Genomic DNA, 18,106 nt, shown 5'->3' with positions numbered 1-18,106 from the left:
AGTTGATTACGCGATGAACCGCCCGTCCCGCCCCCGTGGAAGACGGGCGGCTCCAACGCGACTTACGCCCGGTAATGCCGGCGACAGCCTAGGGCTGGGCTGGATCCGGCCTTACAGGTCGTAGTGCAGGTCGGTCTTGCCATTGCTTGGGTTGTAGGTGCAGTAGTAGTCGATGCCGGTTTGCGAGTGCAGGTAGGACGCTCTGCTCAAGCAGTCGTAGCAGCTTTCGTAGTTCGGGGGCACCCACACGCTGTTCGGATTGGCCTCTGTCCTGAGGTGGCATCGGTTTGGGGCGAGGATCGTGGAGGCCTCGCTGCTCGACGAGGTGCTCGCGGTCGAGGCATACGACAGGCCGGGTACGGAGGCGATGACAGCGGTTGCGAACATGGCTGCCGTCACAAGGCCCAGACCGCTCGCGAGCTTCCTGCGCGACTGTCGTTCCATGTCGATTCCCTTCGTCGGGTGACTCGGTAAGCCGTATCCCCTGGTCTAGCCGTCCCGAAATTGTCCAGCGCGCGTACGGCGTGCTGGACAAACAACTCTTCGGAGGCGGGTCGGTGTTGGAACTTCTAACAGGTGAAACGCATTTCTTTGATATGCGTGTGAGTTAACGCGGGTTTAGGCTCTGGTTTCCGGATCGGCGCATGCCCGATGTGGGAATGCCACAAAAGCCGCCAGAGCGCGTCACCTTCCTCAGGGAACCCCGCGTTGCTCCGTACCCAGTCCCGCAGAGCTCACGGGTCACTTCGTTCGTCGCGTACGCGGTCAATCGCCCGGTCGTACCAGTCCCGTCTCGTACGCGTACACGATCGCCTGCGCCCTGTCGCGCAGCCCCAGTTTCATCAGCACCCGTCCCACATGCGTCTTGACGGTCTGCTCCGCCACCACCAGCTTCTCCGCGATCTCCTGGTTGGACATCGCCTGCGCGACCAGCGCGAGCACCTCCGTCTCGCGCTCCGTCAGCTCCGCCAGCCGCCGGACCGTCGGCGCTCGGGGCGCGCCCAGCCGGGCGAACTCGTGGATCAGCCGCTTGGTGACCGCCGGGGCGATGAGGGCGTCGCCCGCCGCGACGACCCGCACCGCCTCGGCCAGCTGGACTGCCGAGGCGTCCTTGAGCAGGAACCCGCTCGCTCCCGCCCGCAGCGCCTCATAGACGTAGTCGTCGAGGTCGAAGGTGGTCAGGATGAGGACCTTCGGGCCGTCGCCCGACGACAGGAGCCGCCTGGTCGCCGTCAGCCCGTCCATGACCGGCATGCGTACGTCCATGAGCACCACATCGGGCCGCAGCTCGGCCGCCCGTCGCACCGCCTCCTCGCCGTTGGCCGCCTCGCCCACCACCTCGATGTCGGACTGCGCGCTCAGGAACACCGTGAACCCGGTGCGCACCATTCCCTGGTCGTCCGCGATCAGCACCCGGATCACGCCGTCTCCTCCGCCCCGGCGATCGGTAACGTCGCGGTCACCTGGAAACCGCCCCCTTCGATGGGTCCCGCCTCTAACGTGCCGCCGAGCAGCGCCGCCCTTTCCCGCATGCCCACCAGCCCCTGTCCAGTCCCTTCCGGGCCGCCCGCCGTGGCGCCGGCGCCGTTGGTGACGTGGAGCCGTAAGGCGTCGCCGTCGCATGCGACGACGACCGCGACCGTGGCGCCGGGCGCGTGGCGCATCGCGTTGCTCAGGGACTCCTGCACGATCCGGTACGCGGAAAGCCCGACGGTGGGCGGCAGCGCCCCGAGCGGCTGCTTCGGCAGCTCGACCCCCACGGTGAGCCCGGCGGCGCGGGCGTTGGACACGAGCTCGTCCAGCCGGTCGAGGCCGGGCTGCGGCGCGGTGTCGGTGCGGCCGTCCTGGTCGCGCAGCACACCGAGCACCTGGCGCAGCTCGGCGATGGCCTCCAGGGACAGGCTTCGGATCTCGGCCAGGCCCGCCTCCAGCAGGGCGGGATCGCCGGCCGCCTTGAGCGGCACGGCCTCGGCCTGGATGGCGATCACTGACATGTGGTGGGCGACCACGTCGTGCAGCTCCCGCGCGATCCTGGCCCGCTCTTCGAGCACGGCTTGGGCGCCTTCGGCGAGCCGCGAGCGCCGTTCCTCCTCGGCGAGCCTGGTCGTGGCGTTACGGCGTACGCGCACGTTGTAGCCGAACAGCAGGGAGACCGTCACCATGATCGTGACGAGGACCATCGAGTCGGGATGGACGATCCACGCGGTCAAGACGCTGATCACCCACACGGCGACGGTGATCCGACGGTCGCCGCGCACGGCAACCGAGTAGGTCACCAACAGGTACATCACCGCCAGCCCGACCGTGTAGGGCGGATAGCTGGTGCCGACTGTCTGCGTCACCCAGAACGCGAACGGCAGCTGGACCATGGCCACCCGCCAGGCGCCCAGCGGCCACCGATCGCGCAGCGCCACGGGCAGGGAGAGAGCAGCGGAGGCGAGAGAGAGTAGCGAGTCGTCGACTGGCGGCTTGGCGCCGTCGTTCCAGTTGACGAGCTGGGAGAACGTGGTGGCGAACAGGATATAGGCCACCAGGATGTCCGCCACCTGGACCAGGTCGACGTGGCCGGCCAGTGGCTGCCAGCGGGGCAGCCGGAAACGCAGCCAGCGCGATCGGGGCGGCGGGGGGTCCGCGTCGCCCTGGAACAGCGCCAGCGCGAAGGGCCGCACCACTGCCGAGAACACGCGATCACCCTACGGGGGCGTGGCCGGGCGGGCATCAACCCTGGGTCGTCATCCTCAGGTATGACTGGCTTACATGATTACGATCGCCGTGAGCGAACATCGGCAACCCTGGGAACAATCAGAGGCTCTAATGACTTGAGTCGGTATAACTCAACCCTTTGGAGTTCGTATGAGTGAGAGCTTGATCCTCCCGGTCCTGCCGCTGGACGACGAGGTCGTCCTGCCGGGCATGGTGGTTCCGCTGGACCTGTCCGACTCCGAGGTGCGGGCTGCCATAGACGCGGCCCAGGCATCTGGTGGCAACAAGCCGCGGGTCCTCCTCGTTCCCCGGATCGATGGCCGTTATGGCGCGGTCGGCGTGCAGGCTGTTGTCGAGCAGGTCGGGAGGCTGCCCGGTGGCGAGCCCGCCGCCGTGGTGCGCGGCGTCGACCGCGTGCGCGTCGGCACCGGCACGACCGGCCCCGGCGCCGCCCTTTGGGTGGAGGCCATCACGATCGACACCGTCCCCGCCGGTGAGCGCGCCCAGGAGCTGGCCAAGGAGTACAAGGCCCTGGCCACCACGATCCTGCAGAAGCGCGGCGCCTGGCAGGTGGTCGACCAGGTCAACCAGATCGACGACCCGTCGGTGCTGGCCGACAGCTCCGGCTACACCCCTTGGCTGACGACGGCCCAGAAGGTCGAGCTGCTTGAGGCCGCCGACCCGGCCGAGCGGCTGGCCAGGCTGGTCGAGTGGTCGCGCGAGCACCTGGCCGAGCTCGACGTCGCCGAGACGATCCGCAAGGACGTCCAGGAGGGCATGGACAAGCAGCAGCGTGAGTTCCTGCTGCGCCAGCAGCTCGCCGCGGTCCGCAAGGAGCTCAAGGAGCTCAACGGCGACTCCACCGAGACCGAGGAAGAGGACTACCGGGCTCGCGTCGAGGCCGCCGACCTCCCGGAGAAGGTGCGCGAGGCCGCGCTCAAGGAGGTCGACAAGCTGGAGCGTACGTCCGACCAGTCTCCCGAGACCGGCTGGATCCGTACCTGGCTCGACACCGTCCTCGACCTGCCCTGGAACGAGCGGACCGAGGACAACTACGACATCACCGGCGCCCGTGCGGTGCTGGACGCCGACCACACCGGCCTCGCCGACGTGAAGGACCGCGTCATCGAGCACCTGGCCGTGCGCAAGCGCCGCCAGGACAAGGGCTTCGGCGTGGTGGGCGGCCGTCGCAGCGGCGCCGTACTCGCGCTCGCCGGGCCTCCCGGAGTCGGCAAGACCTCGCTGGGCGAGTCCGTCGCGCGGGCGATGGGCCGCAAGTTCGTCCGCGTCGCGCTCGGCGGCGTCCGTGACGAGGCGGAGATCCGCGGTCACCGGCGCACCTACGTCGGCGCGCTGCCCGGCCGCATCGTCCGCGCCATCCGCGAGGCCGGTTCGATGAACCCGGTCGTCCTGCTCGACGAGGTCGACAAGGTCGGCTCCGACTACCGCGGCGACCCGACGGCGGCCCTGCTCGAAGTGCTCGACCCGGCGCAGAACCACACGTTCCGCGACCACTACCTCGAGGTCGAGCTGGACCTGTCCGACGTGCTGTTCCTGGCGACGGCCAACGTCCTGGAGGCCATCCCCGGGCCGCTGCTCGACCGCATGGAGGTCGTCACGCTCGACGGCTACACCGAGGACGAGAAGGTGGCGATCGCCCGTGACCACCTGCTGCCCCGCCAGCTCGACCTCGCCGGCCTGACCGCCGACGAGGTGGGCGTCGAGGACGCGGCACTGCGCAGGCTGGCCGCCGAATACACCCGGGAGGCCGGCGTACGGTCCCTGGAGCGCTCGGTCGCCCGCATCCTGCGCAAGGTCGCGGCCAAGAACGAGCTGCCCGTCACGGTCGGCGAGGACGACCTGGTCGGCTACATCGGCCGCCCCAGGTTCGTGCCGGAGTCGTCGCTGCCGGAGGCCACCCAGCGCACCTCGGTGCCCGGCGTGGCGACCGGCCTGGCGGTCACCGGAGCGGGCGGCGACGTCCTCTACGTCGAGGCGTCGCTGGCCGAGCCGGAGACCGGCGAGACCGGGCTCACGCTCACCGGCCAGCTCGGCGACGTGATGAAGGAGTCGGCCCGGATCGCGCTCTCCTACCTGCGCTCGCACGGCGCGGAGCTGGAGCTGCCGGTCACCGCGTTCAAGGACCGCTCGGTCCACGTCCACTTCCCCGCGGGCGCCGTGCCCAAGGACGGCCCTTCGGCGGGCGTGACGCTGACGACCGCGCTGGCCTCGCTCCTGTCCGGTCGTACGGTACGCAGTGACGTGGCCATGACCGGTGAGATCTCCCTCACCGGCCGGGTGCTGCCGATCGGCGGTGTCAAGCAGAAGCTGCTGGCGGCGCACCGGGCGGGCATCACCACGGTCCTCATCCCGGCCCGCAACGAGCCGGACCTGGACGACGTGCCCGAGGAGGTGCGTAACGAGCTGACGATCCACCCGGTCAGCGACGTGCGCGAGGTCCTCGACATCGCCCTGACGCCGGCTCAGGTCGCCTCCACGGTCGCGGCCTGACCTGTCACCCATCTGCCCCGTCGTACTTCGGTACGGCGGGGCTTTTGGCTTTTGGACGAATTATCCGTTCGTTTGACTGAATGATTCGTGCATGCTTTCCTGGCTTCATGCTGTACGGCACACCCGCATTGGAGGCCGCCGACAAGGGCGTGCTCGCGGAGATCGAAGATATGCGGCGAGACTTGAAATATCGCCTGGCCGAGACGCACCGTTGGGACGGACAGCTCCGCCGGCAACTGCAGGCGCGGGCGATTCAAGGGTCCAACTCGATCGAGGGCTACCGGGCCAGCGTCGAGGACATCGAGTCGATCATGGCGGGGGAGGAGCCGCTGGAGACGTCGGCGTCGGTGACACGGGAGATCGCAGGTTACCAGCAGGCGCTGACCTATATCCAGGCGTTGTCGCGGGCGCCGGTCTTCCGATTCGACGTGGGCGTGCTCAACGCGCTCAACTTCATGATGATCGGCCACCATCGCAACAAGACACCAGGCGTGATCCGACCGGGTGGGATCTACATCCGGGATTCCGAGTCGGGCGAGGTGGTCTACGAAGGCCCCGACGCCGACCTTGTCCCGGGGGCGATGGACGACTTGGTCGCGTGGCTCAATGACGGTGACCAGGACTGCCCTAGTTATGTCCGGGCGGCCATGGCCCACTTCAACCTGGTCAAGATCCACCCCTGGCGTGACGGCAACGGCCGGATGTCCCGCGCGCTGCAGACGCTCGTCCTGGGCCGGGACCAGATCACGCTGCCGGAGTTCTCCTCCATCGAGGAGTGGCTCGGCCAGCAGCGCACCACCATCGACTACTACGACGTGCTCGGCCAGGTCGGCGGGCGGCGATGGAGCCCTCACGGGAGCACGTTGCCGTGGGTGCGCTTCTGCCTAAAGGCGCATCACATGCAGGCCCAGCGGGTCCTCCAGCGTCTCGGCGAGGCCGGGGAGATCTGGATGCTGCTGGAGGAGCAGGTCGACGCCGACGGTCTCAACAGCCGGAGCGTCTCCGCCCTCTACGAGGTGTTCGTCAACAGGCGTCTGCGCCGGAGTCGCTACCAGGCCGACGAAGGGCTCAGTCAGGGCCAGGCCGCCCGCGACCTGCGCGACCTTGCCGCCAAGGGCTGGCTCCAGCCGTACGGCGAGACCAAGGGCCGCTTCTACGCCCCCGGTCCGCGCATGGCCAGGATCAAGGCCGACTTCGCCGAACGCGTCACCCCGCTGCGCGACCCCTACATGACTGACGCGAACGCGTAGCGTGGCCGACCCACGAACCGCAGACCGCCGACCGCCGACCAATCGCGGGCCCCCGACCGACCGCAGACCCCCGACCGACCGCAGACCCCCGGCTAACCGAAGATCACGGTGTCCAGGCCGGATCCCGGCCGATGAGGCCCAGTAGGCGGTCAAACGCCGGGGCGTCGTCCGGTACCGCCACCGGCGGCCCGAAGACGCCGCGCTGCCTGCCCATCTCCACCATCCGGTCGGTGAAGTCCAGCGCCCGCGTGACCGCCTCGGGCTCCGGCTCGTACTCCTGACCGGTGGCCTTGGCCAGGTCCCAGCCGTGCACGACCAGGTCGATGAGATACATGTGGGCCAGCGCGGTCATCGGCATCCCCATGTCGGGGCTGGTCCCCTCCCACGCCTCGCGCCGTGACCAGGCGGCGAGCGTGCGTTCCGCTCGCTCGGGGAAGTCGCCCGCGTAGGGCCCCTGCTCCAGGCGCGGTCCCTTGCGCGCCAGCGACTCGAACATCTCCGCCACCCACTCCAGGTGGTTGATCAACTCTTTGACGTCGAACTTCGCGCATGGCGTCGGTGACCCGAACTGTTCCTCTCGCACCGCGGCCACCAATCCCGAGGCACGTTCGGTGGCACGCGTCATCAGCGGCATCATGTCGTCCATGGCAGCCATGGTGCCCCGCCCACCGCAGGCGCGGCTTGTAGAAACGCGACAGCGCGGCTGGGTCGACCCGTACGCGGGACTCAACGCCTTCAATTTCTCCCGCCAGGCGCCATTGCCCGAAATTTCGGCGTATGTGGAGCACTTCTGGGTCGTCACCTGGACCGACCTCCCCGAGCCGTACGAACAGCGCATCGTCTCCCATCCCACCGTGAACATGACCATCACCCAGGACTTCCACCGGATCGCGGGAGTGATCAGGGGCGGGTTCTCGTACACGATGCGGGGCAGCGGCCGAGTGATCGGCACGCGCTTCCGCCCCGGCGGCTTCCGGCCGTTCCTCGGCGGCCCGGTCTCCGAGCTGACCAGCCGCTTCGTGGAGATCGGCGAGATGTTCGGTGCGGCGGGCACGACCTTGGTCGAGCGGGTCCTGGCAGAACCCGACCCCCGGGCCGCTATAGCGCTAATCGAGACGTTCCTGCTGAGTAAGGAGCCGGAACCGGATCCGCTGGCCGAGGAGGTCGCGGCGCTGGTGGCGATGGTGGAGGACGACGTGTCCATGACCAGGGTCGACGAGCTGGCCGCCAACTCGGGGCGGTCGGTGCGCTCGCTGCAGCGGTTGTTCCGGGACTATGTCGGTATCGGCCCCAAGTGGGTGATCCGCCGTTTCCGGCTGCACGAGGCCGCGGAACGCGTCTACCAGGGCCTCGATCTCGCCACACTGGCCACCGAACTCGGCTACACCGACCAGGCGCACCTGACCCGAGACTTCACCGCCGCGGTCGGCATGCCACCCGCGGCCTACGCCCGGCTCAGAGGCTATACACCTGATCCTCACGTCCGCCAAGAGTCCTCTCCCCTGACCGGGAGGTAGAGGCGCGCGGTTGGTCTAGTCGGGCGGTTGGTCTGAGCGGGCGGTGGAGGCGGGCGGCTGGTCTTATCGGGAGGTAGAGGCGTGCAGCTGGTCGAGTAGTTCGGCGGCGACGGCCAGGATGCGGCACTCCGCCGGGGTGAGCCGCTGTGCCATCGCCTGGGCCAGCCACACGTCCGTGGTGCCGGCCTGCTCAGTGAGGATCGCGGTGCCGCGTTCGGTGAGGACGATGTGGTGCCGGCGGCGGTCGTCCTCGTCGCGAGAGCGGCGGATCAGGCCCTGCTCGTCCAGCGCGGCCAGGACGCGGGTGACGGACTGCGGTTGCAGGTGTTCGGCCGATGCCAGCTCTCCGGCGGTCATGGCGCCGCGCCGGTGCAGGTGGCCGAGCAGCGAGAGGGCCAGGGCGCCGAGGCCGTGTGCGGGGCGCTCCTCGCGCAGGCGCCGCGCCAGGCCGACGGCTGCGCGGCGGAGTGACACGGCCGTGGCTCGTAGTTCCGCGTCGTCCATGATTATTACGTTAGCACTTACTAAATGCCCTTCTGTACTTGGTGTTCACGTGATATTTACTACGCAATGCGTATAGATAGTGCTAGGCTCCCGCGTCGGGAGGTGTCGACGTGGGGATCGAGACGCGACGTATGATCGCCGCCGCGCTGGGGCTCGGCGGGCCGGTCGCGTGGGGTGTCGCCGCCGGACATCCCGACCTGGGCGCGCTGGCCGCCATCGGCGCCCTCGCCGTGAGCGGGGTTTCCCTGAGCGGAGGCCGGGCGGTGGTGACCCTGAGCGGAGGCCGGGCGGTGGTGAGCGGAGTCTCCGTGGGCGGAGGCTTGGCGGGCATGACACGCGCCGACGGCGTCGCCGCACCCACCAGGGGCGCCTCTTTGGCTGAGGGGCTGGTGCGCGGAGGTTACGCACTGGTGGCCACGACCGGGGCGGGGCTCGTCGGTGTCATCGCTGGCGGGCACGGCTGGATCACGGCGGTGACCGTCGTGCTCGTCGCGGCCGTGGTGGCGGTGGTGGGCGGGATGAGCCGTCCCATGGCCGAGCACACGACGCGCTTCATCGTCTTCATGGTCATCACGACCGGCCTGGGCGCCCAGGGCGCCGCTCCCGTCGCCGCCGCCGTATTGCTCGCCGAAGGGGCGATCTGGGGCCTACTGGTCACGGCCCTCGTCACGGCACTGCCCACCGCGCCAGCCACCGCACCGCCCACCGCGGTGGGCGCCCGAACACGACGACCACCCCAAAGGGAACGCACATCCACGAGCAGAGCGCTTCTGAAGCGCTGGTGGCGGACGCTCGGGACCGTGCGCGGCTGGCAGTACGCCATCCGCCTGACCACCTGCCTGGCCGCCGCGGAGGTCATCGGCCGGGTGTGGCCGCAGCCGAACGCCTCCTGGATCGCCGTCACCGTCGTGATCGTGGTCAGGCGACAGCTGGACGGCGCGCTGCGGCGGGCGATCGAGCGGGCCGCGGGCACCGCCGCCGGAGTGCTGGCCGGGTCCGCCGTGCTGCTGTGGGTGCCGCCGTCGTGGCTGTTCGTGCTGCTCGTCTCGGTACTGGCCGCGGTCCGCCCGGTGCTCAAGGATCGCCAGTACACCCTGTACGCGACCGTCATGACGCCGCTCGTCCTGCTGCTCATGGAGGGCGGCGGAAGAGTGGCCCCCGCCACGATCGGGTACCGGCTGGCGGACACGGCCATAGGCTGCGTGCTGGCTCTGGGGATCGGCTATCTACCCTGGACAGTACGCCGGGAGAGGAGCGTACGTGCCATCGTGGACTGACCATGCGATCTGGTGGCAGGTCTACCCGCTCGGCTTCACCGGAGCGCCGGCCACCGCCCAGGAGGGTGTGCGGCACCGGCTGCGCCACCTGGAGGCGTGGCTGGACTATGTCGTTGAGCTCGGCTGCTCGGGGCTGCAGCTCGGGCCGATCTTCGCCGCCGAGACCCACGGCTACGACACCGTCGATCACTTCAGGATCGACCCGCGCCTCGGTGACGACGCCGACTTCGACTCCCTCGTCGCCGAGGCGCGGCGGCGCGGGCTCCGGATCATCCTCGACGGCGTGTTCAACCACGTCGGCCGGTCGTTCCAGGCGGACGAGCGATGGTTCAGGAGGGGGCCCGACGGCTACGAGGTGTTCGAAGGGCATCCGGGGCTTATCGCGCTCGACCACGCCGAACCGGCTGTGCGAGACCACGTCGCCGCCGTACTGAACCACTGGCTCGACCGCGGCGCGGCGGGCTGGCGGCTCGACGCGGCCTATGCCGTGCCGGCGTCGTTCTGGCGGGAGGTGCTGCCCGAGGTGCGGGCGCGGCACCCGGAGGCGTGGTTCGGCGGCGAGGTGATCCACGGCGACTATGCCGGATATGTCGCCGAGTCGGGGCTCGACTCCGTCACCCAGTACGAGCTGTGGAAGGCCATCTGGAGCTCCCTGAACGACCGGAACCTCTTCGAGCTGGCCTGGGCCCTCGACCGCCACGACGGATTGCTGGACAGCTTCGTCCCCCTCACCTTCGTCGGGAACCACGACGTCACCAGGCTCGCCACCCGCCTCGAGAATCCCCTCCACCTCGGCCACGCCCTGGCCGTGCTCTTCACCGTCGGCGGCCTGCCGAGCGTCTACTACGGCGACGAGCAGGCGTTCCAGGGACTGAAGGAGGAGCGGGCGGGTGGTGACGACGCGATCAGGCCGGAGTTCCCGGCGGAGCCCGGCGGCCTCGCCCCGGACGGGATCGAGGTCTACCGGTTGCACCAGCGGCTCATCGGCCTGCGCAGGCGCCACCCGTGGCTGGTCAGAGCCCGTACCACCGCCGAGCACCTGACCAACACGGCCGTGGCCCTTCGCTCCCGCCCGCGCGACGGCGGCGGCGACGGGACGGAGATCGTCACGCTGCTGAACCTCGGCGACCAGCCGCACCACTTCCCGATCGGCCGGGCCGACCCGGCCGAGCCGCGGCACGGCGTGATCGATCCGGCCGTCGTCCCGGCGCACAGCTGGAGTGTCGTGACGCAGGTCACCGAGGAAGTAGGGAATAGCGGGAAGCAGTCAGGCCGTTAACAATGGCGTGAACGAGGCATACGTGACAGACCAGAGCGCCCGCAGCGGCGCCGGATGTTGCTGTATGGGGCGAATGTCCGCTATGGGCTGCCAGGTCCGCTAACCAGCCGTCCCTCCTCGAAGGTCACCCATGCTTACTCCCATTTTCGTGCTGCGCAGGTTGAGCCACCTGCCCTTCCACCCCGGCACCCGTTAGACCGCCCGCCCGCGGGCCCTCCAACGATGTTGATGTCGATTTCAGCGGCGTGCTGCCGCTCTTAGTGGTGGGGATTTTTCGTGATTCAGGCGTCCGGCCTGCGCAAGGTGTACGGGAACACCGTCGCTCTCGACGGCGTCGACATACACGTACGCGAAGGTGAGATCTACGGCGTGCTCGGTCAGAGCGGTGCGGGCAAGAGCACCCTCCTGCGCTGCGTCAACCTGCTCGAACGCCCCACCGCGGGCACCGTCACCGTCGCCGGACAGGACCTGACCGCGCTGCGCAGCGGCGAGCTCAACCGCGCCAGGCAGCGCATCGGCATGATCCACCAGCACTTCGCGCTGCTCTCCTCGCGCACGGTCGCCGGAAACGTCGCCTTCCCGCTGGAGGTCATGGGCGTGCCCAGGGCCGAGCGGGAGCGCCGCGTCGCCGAACTCCTCGACCTGGTCGGCCTCGGCGGCCGGGGCGGCGACCGCCCGAACCAGCTCTCGGGCGGGCAGAAGCAGCGCGTCGGCATCGCCAGGGCACTCGCGGGCAACCCGTCGGTCCTGCTGTCGGACGAGGCCACGTCGGCGCTCGACCCGGCCACCACGCAGTCGATCCTGGCCCTGCTCAAGCGGCTTAACACCGAGCTGGGCCTGACGATCCTGCTGATCACCCACGAGATGAACGTCGTCAAGAGCGTCTGCGACTCGGTCGCCATCATGTCGGACGGCCGCGTCGAGGAATCGGGCACGATCGCCGACCTGATCAGGACGCCGGGATCGCGACTGACGCGCGAGATCTTCCCGCTGCCCGAACCGGCGCCCGCGGGCTCGGTCACGCTCACCTTCACCGGCGACCCGCGACAGGCGGTGGTGTCGGAGGTGGTGCGCAAGTTCGACGTGGACGTGAACATCCTGGGCGGCTCGATCGAGGACCTCGCGGGTGGCGCCGTCGGCCGCCTGCGGGTGTCCTTCTCGGGGGGCGAGGAGGCCGGCGCGCTGGACTTCCTGCGCTCGCGGGGGGTGCTGGTGTCGTGATGAAAACCAACATTCTTCTTGTACGGCACAGCACGGTGGGCCCCACCCGCCGTCCGGGGCGGGCGTCTGTCCAGGGACACGCTCCTCCGGTGGAGGTGGCTGAGCGCCGTGACGTGCGCCTTCTTGGCCCCGGTCCGTGGTTTTCCGGAAAAGGCCCCGATCTCTGGCTTTCGGAGGAGGACCCGGTTCGTGGGTCTTCGGGGGAGGACCCGGTCCGTGAGTTTTCGGGGGAGGAGTCGGCATGACCTGGGATGAGATGGGGCCGTTGCTCTGGGAGGCGGCCGGGCAGACCGCGCAGATGGTCGGCTGGTCGACCCTCTTCACGGTGCTGTTCGGGCTGCCGCTGGGCGTGGCGCTCGTGGTGTTCGATCGCGGGGGGCTGCGGCCGGTGCCGGCGTTGAAGTCGGTGCTGGGCGTCGTGGTGAATGTGGGGCGGTCGCTGCCGTTCATCGTGCTGATGATCGCCATCATTCCCTTCACCCGGCTCGTCGTGGGCACCACCATCGGCACCGCGGCCGTGGTCGTGCCGCTCACCGTGGGGGCGGTGCCGTTCTTCGCCAGGCTGGTGGAGACGGCGCTGCGCGAGGTGGGCGCCGACGTGGTGCAGGCGGCTCAAGCGATGGGCGCCGGTCGTACGACGATCGTGCGCAAGGTGCTGCTGCCCGAGGCGCTGCCCGGCCTCGTCGCCGCGGTGACCGTCACCGTCGTCGCGCTCATCGGCTACTCCGCCATGGCCGGGACCATCGGCGGGGGCGGGCTGGGGGACCTCGCCGTCAGGTACGGGTACCAGCGGTTCGAGACCCTGCTCATGATCGTCACTGTCGTGCTGCTCGTCGTGCTGGTGCAGCTGATCCAGAGCCTGGGCGACCTGGTCGCCCGCCGGCTATCGCATAAGTAAGGAAAAACAATGAAATTTCGGACCATTGTGGGCGCTATTGCCCTTGCCCTGTTGCTCGCCGCATGCGGAACGTCGCAGGGAGCGACCAGCAAGACCGCCGAGTCGGCCGACACAGTGCTGAAGGTGGGCGCCAGCCCGGTCCCGCACGCCGAGATCCTGAACTTCGTCAAGCAGAACCTGGCTCCGGCGGCCGGGCTGAAGCTGGACATCGTGGAGTTCACGGACTACGTGCAGCCGAACGTACAGCTCAGTGAGGGCCAGCTGGACGCGAACTTCTTCCAGCACAAGCCCTACCTGGACGACTTCAACGCCTCCAAGGGCACCAAGCTGAGCTTCGTGGCGCCGGTGCATCTTGAGCCGCTGGGGCTGTACTCCAAGAAGGTGACCGCCTTGGCCGCCCTGCCGCAGGGCGCCACCGTGGCCGTGCCCAACGACGCCACGAACCTGGGCCGCGCCCTCAAGCTGCTCGCCGACAACGGCGTGGTCAAGCTCAAGGACGGCGCCGGCACCGCGGCGACCGAGCGTGACGTGACCGACAACCCGAAGAAGCTGGTGTTCAAGCCGCTGGAGGCCGCGCAGCTGCCCCGCTCGCTCGACGACGTCGACGCCGCGGTCATCAACGGCAACTACGCCATCGAGGCCGGACTCAAGCCCGCTTCGCAAGCCCTGGTGCTGGAGAAGGCCGAGGGGAACCCGTACGTCAATGGGCTGGTTGTGGCCGCTGGGCATGAAAAGGACGCGAATATCGTGACCTTGGGCAAGCTCCTTCAGGACCCGAAGGTCAAGGAATTCATCAAGCAGAAGTACGCCGGTTCCGTGATCGCTGCCGGATAATAACCGATAAATCCGGAAGATCGGGAAAATCCTCTTATCCCGTCACCTGTGGTGTTAAGTCGGTTGAAAGTGCGTGGCAATCGGTCAGACGTACGAAGGCTGGGTCAGCAATACCTCTCCCGAGGAGGCCCTCGTGCGATTCGTTTCGCGAATCCTGATCGGCGTCGCAGCCACCACCGTGGTGGCCATCGGCGCACCGGCAGCGGCCACTGCCACCACTGTCACCACCGCCACTCCAGCCACGACCTCGTCGAGCTTCTACGACGCGAGCTGGGGACCCTACTTCTCCAGCGATCACAAGGCCAAGGCGGAAGGCCACGTGAGCGTGGACAAGAAGCGGTTCAAGTTCTGGCACTGGAAGACGTTCTTCGTCAAGTCGAAGGTGTGCACCTTCGACAAGAAGACGCACAAGAAGCACTGCGAGTTCGTCGTCAAGAAGATCAAGAAGCGCGTGTGGGAGTGGCGGTTCAGCTACTTCTTCACCGTCGACAGCACTCTCACCAACTACAAGTGGTGGGGCCACAACAAGTGCGCGTGGGAGACCTTCAAGGTCGTCGGCAGCGACGGTCACGCGTCGTTCAGGTCCTTCTCCACGTGCGGCAGGCACCCCGCGGAGTTCTCCTTCTCGGGTAAGGACGCGGCCCACATCTTTGTGGACGTGAGCAGGGGCAACCGGCACGGACCGACAGGGTTCCACTCCGGGTGGCAGGACGTGTATCACGCCGCCTGAGCAGAACGCGGAGCCGCGATCTCGACGCTGAGATCGCGGCTCCGCCGTATTCACCGGGCCTTTCGGGATCGCTGGCATTGCGCGCACGTTCCCGAATAGTGTTCGGTCATGTACCCGGGAGCCATCGCGGCCGTCACCCCCGACAAGCCCGCTGTGATCATGGCCGGCTCCGGCCAGGTCCTCACCTACCGGCAGCTGGACGAGGAGTCGAACCGGCTGGCCCACCTGTTCCGCGCCGCCGGGCTACGGCCGGGTGACCACGTCGCCTTCATGCTCCCCAACCATCCCCTCTTCCTGGCCATCGCCTGGGCGGCGCAGCGGTCGGGCCTGTACTACACGGCGATCAGCTCCCGGCTGGGCACCGACGAGCTCGCGTACATCGTGAACAACTGCGGCGCCCGGGTGTTCATCTCGGACGCCAGCCTGGCGGAGGTCGCCACTTCGATCACCGCCGTGACGCCCGGTGTCGAGCTGCGCCTCATGCTGGACGGCGCCGCCGAGGGCTACGACTCCTACGAGCAGGCGGTGGCGGGTCAGCCGGCCACGCCGATCGCCGACGAGTGCCAGGGCTCCGACATGCTCTACTCCTCCGGCACCACCGGCAGGCCCAAGGGCGTCAAGCCCCCTCTGCCGCGTACGCCGCTGACGGAGCCGAACATGCTGCTCCAGCTCATCCAGGGCCTGTTCGCGCCGACGGCCGACAGCGTCTATCTGTCGCCCGCGCCGCTCTACCACGCCGCGCCGCTGCGCTACTGCCTGAGCTTCCAGCGGCTCGGCGCGACGATCGTGGTGATGGAGCGCTTCGATCCCGAACGCTATCTGGAGCTGGTCGAGAAGTACGGGGTGACGCATTCGCAGCTCGTCCCGACCATGTTCATCAAGATGCTCAAACTGCCCGCCGAGATCCGGAAAAAGTACGACCTGTCGTCCCTGCAGTGCGCCATCCATGCCGCCGCCCCCTGCCCCATCCCCGTCAAGGAGCAGATGATCGCCTGGTGGGGCCCGATCATCCACGAGTACTACGCGGGCACCGAGGGCAACGGCTTCCTCTACACCGGCTCGCAGGACTGGCTGGAGCACCGGGGCACCGTCGGCCGCTCGCTGCTCGGCACCGTGCGCGTCTGCGACGAGGACGGCAATGAACTGCCGGCCGGCGAACACGGCACGATCTACTTCGACAGCTCCACCCGCTTCGAATACCACGGCGACCCGGACAAGACCCGCTCCGTCCAGGACCCGCAGGGGAGGGGCTGGACCACGCTCGGCGACATCGGCTACCTGGACGCCGACGGCTTCCTCTACCTCACGGACCGCCGCTCGTACATGATCATCTCGGGCGGCGTGAACATCTACCCGCAGGAGGCGGAGAACATCCTGTGCCTGCACCCGAAGGTCGCCGACGTGGCCGTCTTCGGAGTGCCGGACGAGGAGATGGGCGAGCAGGTCAAGGCCGTGGTGCAGCCGGCGTCGATGGCCGAGGCGGGACCGGAGCTGGAGGCGGAGCTGATCGAGTATTGCCGGGCGCGACTGGCCCACTACAAGTGTCCCAAGTCGGTGGACTTCCGCGTGGAGCTCCCGCGCCACCCCACGGGCAAGCTCTACAAGCGGTTGCTGAAGGACGAGTACTGGCCCACCGGCGCGTAGGCCCCGCGCCCGCGCCGAGCGCGCGTACTTGACCTCTGACCGGCCGCTTTCTGTCAAGATCCGGCTAAAGATCGACCGCGCGCCCGCCGCCGAACGGGCGCTGCCGCGCCATTGACACCGCTGGGGAGACGACCTAGCTTGCTTATTGCAGACGTGTTTCGTCTAAATTAACCGCGGCTCCACCTATCTCTCCCCACGCCGCTTCCGAGAGCAGCTCCATCGCGGAGCTCCCCCGAAGCCGCAGCTCGGCTGCCGAAGCAGCCCGACCCCCCCTCACGTACCAAGTCGCCACATCGGACTTCCGCATTCTCGAGAGCGGATGGCCCGGTTCACTTCCCCCATTTCTCCTTCGCCCCCCGGAAGGAACCCATCATGGTGAGCGAGAGCGTCCCCTTGCAGCCCGAACCGATCACCGCACCGGCCACGGCGGGCAAAACCCGTCCAGTCGTGGCCTGGGGCATGACGGTGATGCTGGTCGGCGTCATGCTGATCGCCTACCTCGACAAGGCGATCCTCGGGCTCGTCGCCCAGCCGGCCATGGCCGACCTGGGGCTCACGGCGGCCGAGTTCGGGGCCATCAGCAGCGCCGCGGGCCTGCTCGGCCCGCTCTCGGTGTTCCTGTACGCACTGGTGGCCGACAGGCTGCCCGTCAAGACGACCCTCTTCACCGTCGTCCTCATCTGGTGCCTGCTCCAGCTGCCCGTGTTCTTCGCCGCGTCAGGAGGACTGCTCCTGGCGACGCGGTTCCTGCTCGGCCTGGCCGAGGGGCCCGCGACGCCGACGGCGTACGCGACCGCGTACAGCTGGTGGCCCAACGAACGGCGTGGCCTGCCCACGGCGCTGCTGACGACCGGGGCCTCGTTCGGCAAGCTGCTCTTCGCCCCGCCGCTGGCGCTCATCATCGCCGCCTTCAGCTGGGAGGCGGGGTTCCTCGCCGTCGCGATCCTCGGCCTGCTCTGGGCCGTGGGCTGGCTGTTCATCGGGCGGGAAGGGCCCTACAGCCAGGCGGTCACCACCAAAGCGCGGCCGGAGGCTCCGGCGGCGTCCGGACCGCGCGCGCCCGTCCGCGCCATCCTGCTGACCGGCACCTTCGCCGGGTTCGTGATCGCCAACAGCGCCGCCGCGATGATCGCGATCGTGGTCCTCACCTGGCTGCCCTCCTACTTCCAGCTGGGCCTGGGGTTCTCCGCGGTGACGGCGGGCTCGCTGTTCGGCGTGCCGAGCATCGCCGCCATGGTGTTCCTGTACGGGTGCGGCGCCTGGAGCGACCGGCTGCTCAAGCGAGGGACGACGGCCCGGCGCGCCCGAGGGCTGATGGGCGGCGCGGTGCTGGGGCTGGGCGGGGTCTTCCTCGCCGCCCTGCCCCTCGCCTCCGGAGTGGCGTTCCCGATGGGCCTGCTGATGCTGGGCTACGGGCTGGCCATGACCGTCAACGCCATGACCAACCCGGCTCTCGTGCAGATAGCGCCGGTGGGCCAGCAAAGAAGCGTCCTGTCGATCGGACTGGCCGTGACCGGCATCGTGGCGGCCGGCGGGCCGTTGCTCACGGGCCGCGTGCTCGACAGCGCGCGGGCGACGGGTGCGCTCGCGGAGGGCTACACCACGATCTTCGCGCTGATGGGCGGCATCGCCATCGTGGGCGGGCTGCTGTTCGCCCTGGTGGTGAACCCCGAGCGCGACGCGGCCAAGGTGGAGGCGGCCCGGCTCGCGCGCTAGCGGCGGTCCTGACGGCAGTCCA

General features: G+C 68.8%; 16 protein-coding genes. 11 read left to right on the top strand and 5 right to left on the bottom strand.

Annotated features, from left to right (window positions below; genetic code table 11):
• Nucleotides 1–111 precede the first annotated feature (111 nt).
• From AB0B64_RS51425 to AB0B64_RS51415, 3 genes are all read right to left on the bottom strand, one after another.
• A complete protein-coding gene (locus AB0B64_RS51425) occupies nucleotides 112–444 on the bottom strand; it encodes a hypothetical protein (protein WP_358197426.1) in 333 nt (110 codons plus the stop codon).
• Nucleotides 445–765: 321 nt separating this feature from the next.
• Nucleotides 766–1,422 carry a response regulator transcription factor gene (locus AB0B64_RS51420; protein WP_357946251.1) on the bottom strand — a complete coding sequence of 219 codons (657 nt, stop codon included), beginning with the start codon at nucleotides 1,420–1,422 and terminating at the stop codon, nucleotides 766–768.
• Nucleotides 1,419–2,684 (bottom strand): sensor histidine kinase, encoded by a 1,266-nt coding sequence (locus AB0B64_RS51415; protein WP_358197415.1) that lies wholly within the window; start codon nucleotides 2,682–2,684, stop codon nucleotides 1,419–1,421. Before AB0B64_RS51415 ends, AB0B64_RS51420 begins: the two co-directional genes overlap by 4 nt.
• Nucleotides 2,685–2,853: 169 nt before the next feature.
• Between AB0B64_RS51415 and lon the strand changes: the two genes are divergently transcribed.
• Nucleotides 2,854–5,214 (top strand): endopeptidase La, encoded by a 2,361-nt coding sequence (gene lon, locus AB0B64_RS51410; protein ID WP_358197408.1) that lies wholly within the window; start codon nucleotides 2,854–2,856, stop codon nucleotides 5,212–5,214.
• 107 nt (nucleotides 5,215–5,321) lie between these two features.
• A complete protein-coding gene (locus AB0B64_RS51405) occupies nucleotides 5,322–6,464 on the top strand; it encodes a Fic family protein (RefSeq protein WP_358197400.1) in 1,143 nt (380 codons plus the stop codon).
• A 103-nt stretch (nucleotides 6,465–6,567) separates the two neighbouring features.
• Here AB0B64_RS51405 and AB0B64_RS51400 read toward each other — a convergent pair whose 3' ends face one another.
• Nucleotides 6,568–7,110 carry a TIGR03086 family metal-binding protein gene (locus tag AB0B64_RS51400; RefSeq protein ID WP_358197388.1) on the bottom strand — a complete coding sequence of 181 codons (543 nt, stop codon included), beginning with the start codon at nucleotides 7,108–7,110 and terminating at the stop codon, nucleotides 6,568–6,570.
• Here AB0B64_RS51400 and AB0B64_RS51395 point away from each other — a divergent pair.
• Nucleotides 7,109–7,981 carry a helix-turn-helix domain-containing protein gene (locus AB0B64_RS51395; protein WP_357946263.1) on the top strand — a complete coding sequence of 291 codons (873 nt, stop codon included), beginning with the start codon at nucleotides 7,109–7,111 and terminating at the stop codon, nucleotides 7,979–7,981. The genes AB0B64_RS51400 and AB0B64_RS51395 overlap by 2 nt on opposite strands.
• A 63-nt stretch (nucleotides 7,982–8,044) precedes the next feature.
• Here the strand turns inward: AB0B64_RS51395 and AB0B64_RS51390 are convergent, their stop codons facing one another.
• Entirely contained in the window at nucleotides 8,045–8,485 is a 441-nt protein-coding gene (locus AB0B64_RS51390) for a MarR family transcriptional regulator (protein WP_358197378.1), read from the bottom strand.
• Nucleotides 8,486–8,595: 110 nt separating this feature from the next.
• On the opposite strand from AB0B64_RS51390, the gene AB0B64_RS51385 reads away from it, so the two are divergent.
• From AB0B64_RS51385 to AB0B64_RS51350, 8 genes are all read left to right on the top strand, one after another.
• Nucleotides 8,596–9,762 carry an FUSC family protein gene (locus tag AB0B64_RS51385; RefSeq protein WP_358197374.1) on the top strand — a complete coding sequence of 389 codons (1,167 nt, stop codon included), beginning with the start codon at nucleotides 8,596–8,598 and terminating at the stop codon, nucleotides 9,760–9,762.
• Nucleotides 9,746–11,041 (top strand): alpha-amylase family glycosyl hydrolase, encoded by a 1,296-nt coding sequence (locus AB0B64_RS51380; protein ID WP_357946272.1) that lies wholly within the window; start codon nucleotides 9,746–9,748, stop codon nucleotides 11,039–11,041. Before AB0B64_RS51385 ends, AB0B64_RS51380 begins: the two co-directional genes overlap by 17 nt.
• 276 nt (nucleotides 11,042–11,317) lie before the next feature.
• Nucleotides 11,318–12,262: an ATP-binding cassette domain-containing protein gene (locus tag AB0B64_RS51375; RefSeq protein WP_358197367.1), complete on the top strand. Its 945-nt coding sequence runs from the start codon at nucleotides 11,318–11,320 to the stop codon at nucleotides 12,260–12,262.
• A gap of 241 nt (nucleotides 12,263–12,503) precedes the next feature.
• Entirely contained in the window at nucleotides 12,504–13,160 is a 657-nt protein-coding gene (locus tag AB0B64_RS51370) for a methionine ABC transporter permease (RefSeq protein ID WP_358197364.1), read from the top strand.
• A gap of 9 nt (nucleotides 13,161–13,169) precedes the next feature.
• The gene (locus AB0B64_RS51365) at nucleotides 13,170–13,994 is read left to right on the top strand and encodes a MetQ/NlpA family ABC transporter substrate-binding protein (protein ID WP_357946281.1); all 825 of its coding nucleotides are present in this window, start codon (nucleotides 13,170–13,172) and stop codon (nucleotides 13,992–13,994) included.
• A gap of 133 nt (nucleotides 13,995–14,127) precedes the next feature.
• Nucleotides 14,128–14,724 (top strand): hypothetical protein, encoded by a 597-nt coding sequence (locus AB0B64_RS51360; protein ID WP_358197357.1) that lies wholly within the window; start codon nucleotides 14,128–14,130, stop codon nucleotides 14,722–14,724.
• Nucleotides 14,725–14,832: 108 nt separating this feature from the next.
• Nucleotides 14,833–16,368 (top strand): AMP-binding protein, encoded by a 1,536-nt coding sequence (locus AB0B64_RS51355; protein ID WP_358197355.1) that lies wholly within the window; start codon nucleotides 14,833–14,835, stop codon nucleotides 16,366–16,368.
• Between the two features lie 372 nt (nucleotides 16,369–16,740).
• The gene (locus AB0B64_RS51350; protein WP_358197349.1) at nucleotides 16,741–18,084 is read left to right on the top strand and encodes an MFS transporter; all 1,344 of its coding nucleotides are present in this window, start codon (nucleotides 16,741–16,743) and stop codon (nucleotides 18,082–18,084) included.
• The last annotated feature ends 22 nt before the right edge of the window (nucleotides 18,085–18,106 follow it).

The sequence above is a fragment of the Nonomuraea sp. NPDC049129 genome (genome assembly GCF_040648495.1).
Taxonomy (GTDB): domain Bacteria; phylum Actinomycetota; class Actinomycetes; order Streptosporangiales; family Streptosporangiaceae; genus Nonomuraea.
The sequence above is the reverse complement of the archived record's forward strand: the minus strand, read 5'-3'. Positions and strand labels throughout refer to the sequence as shown.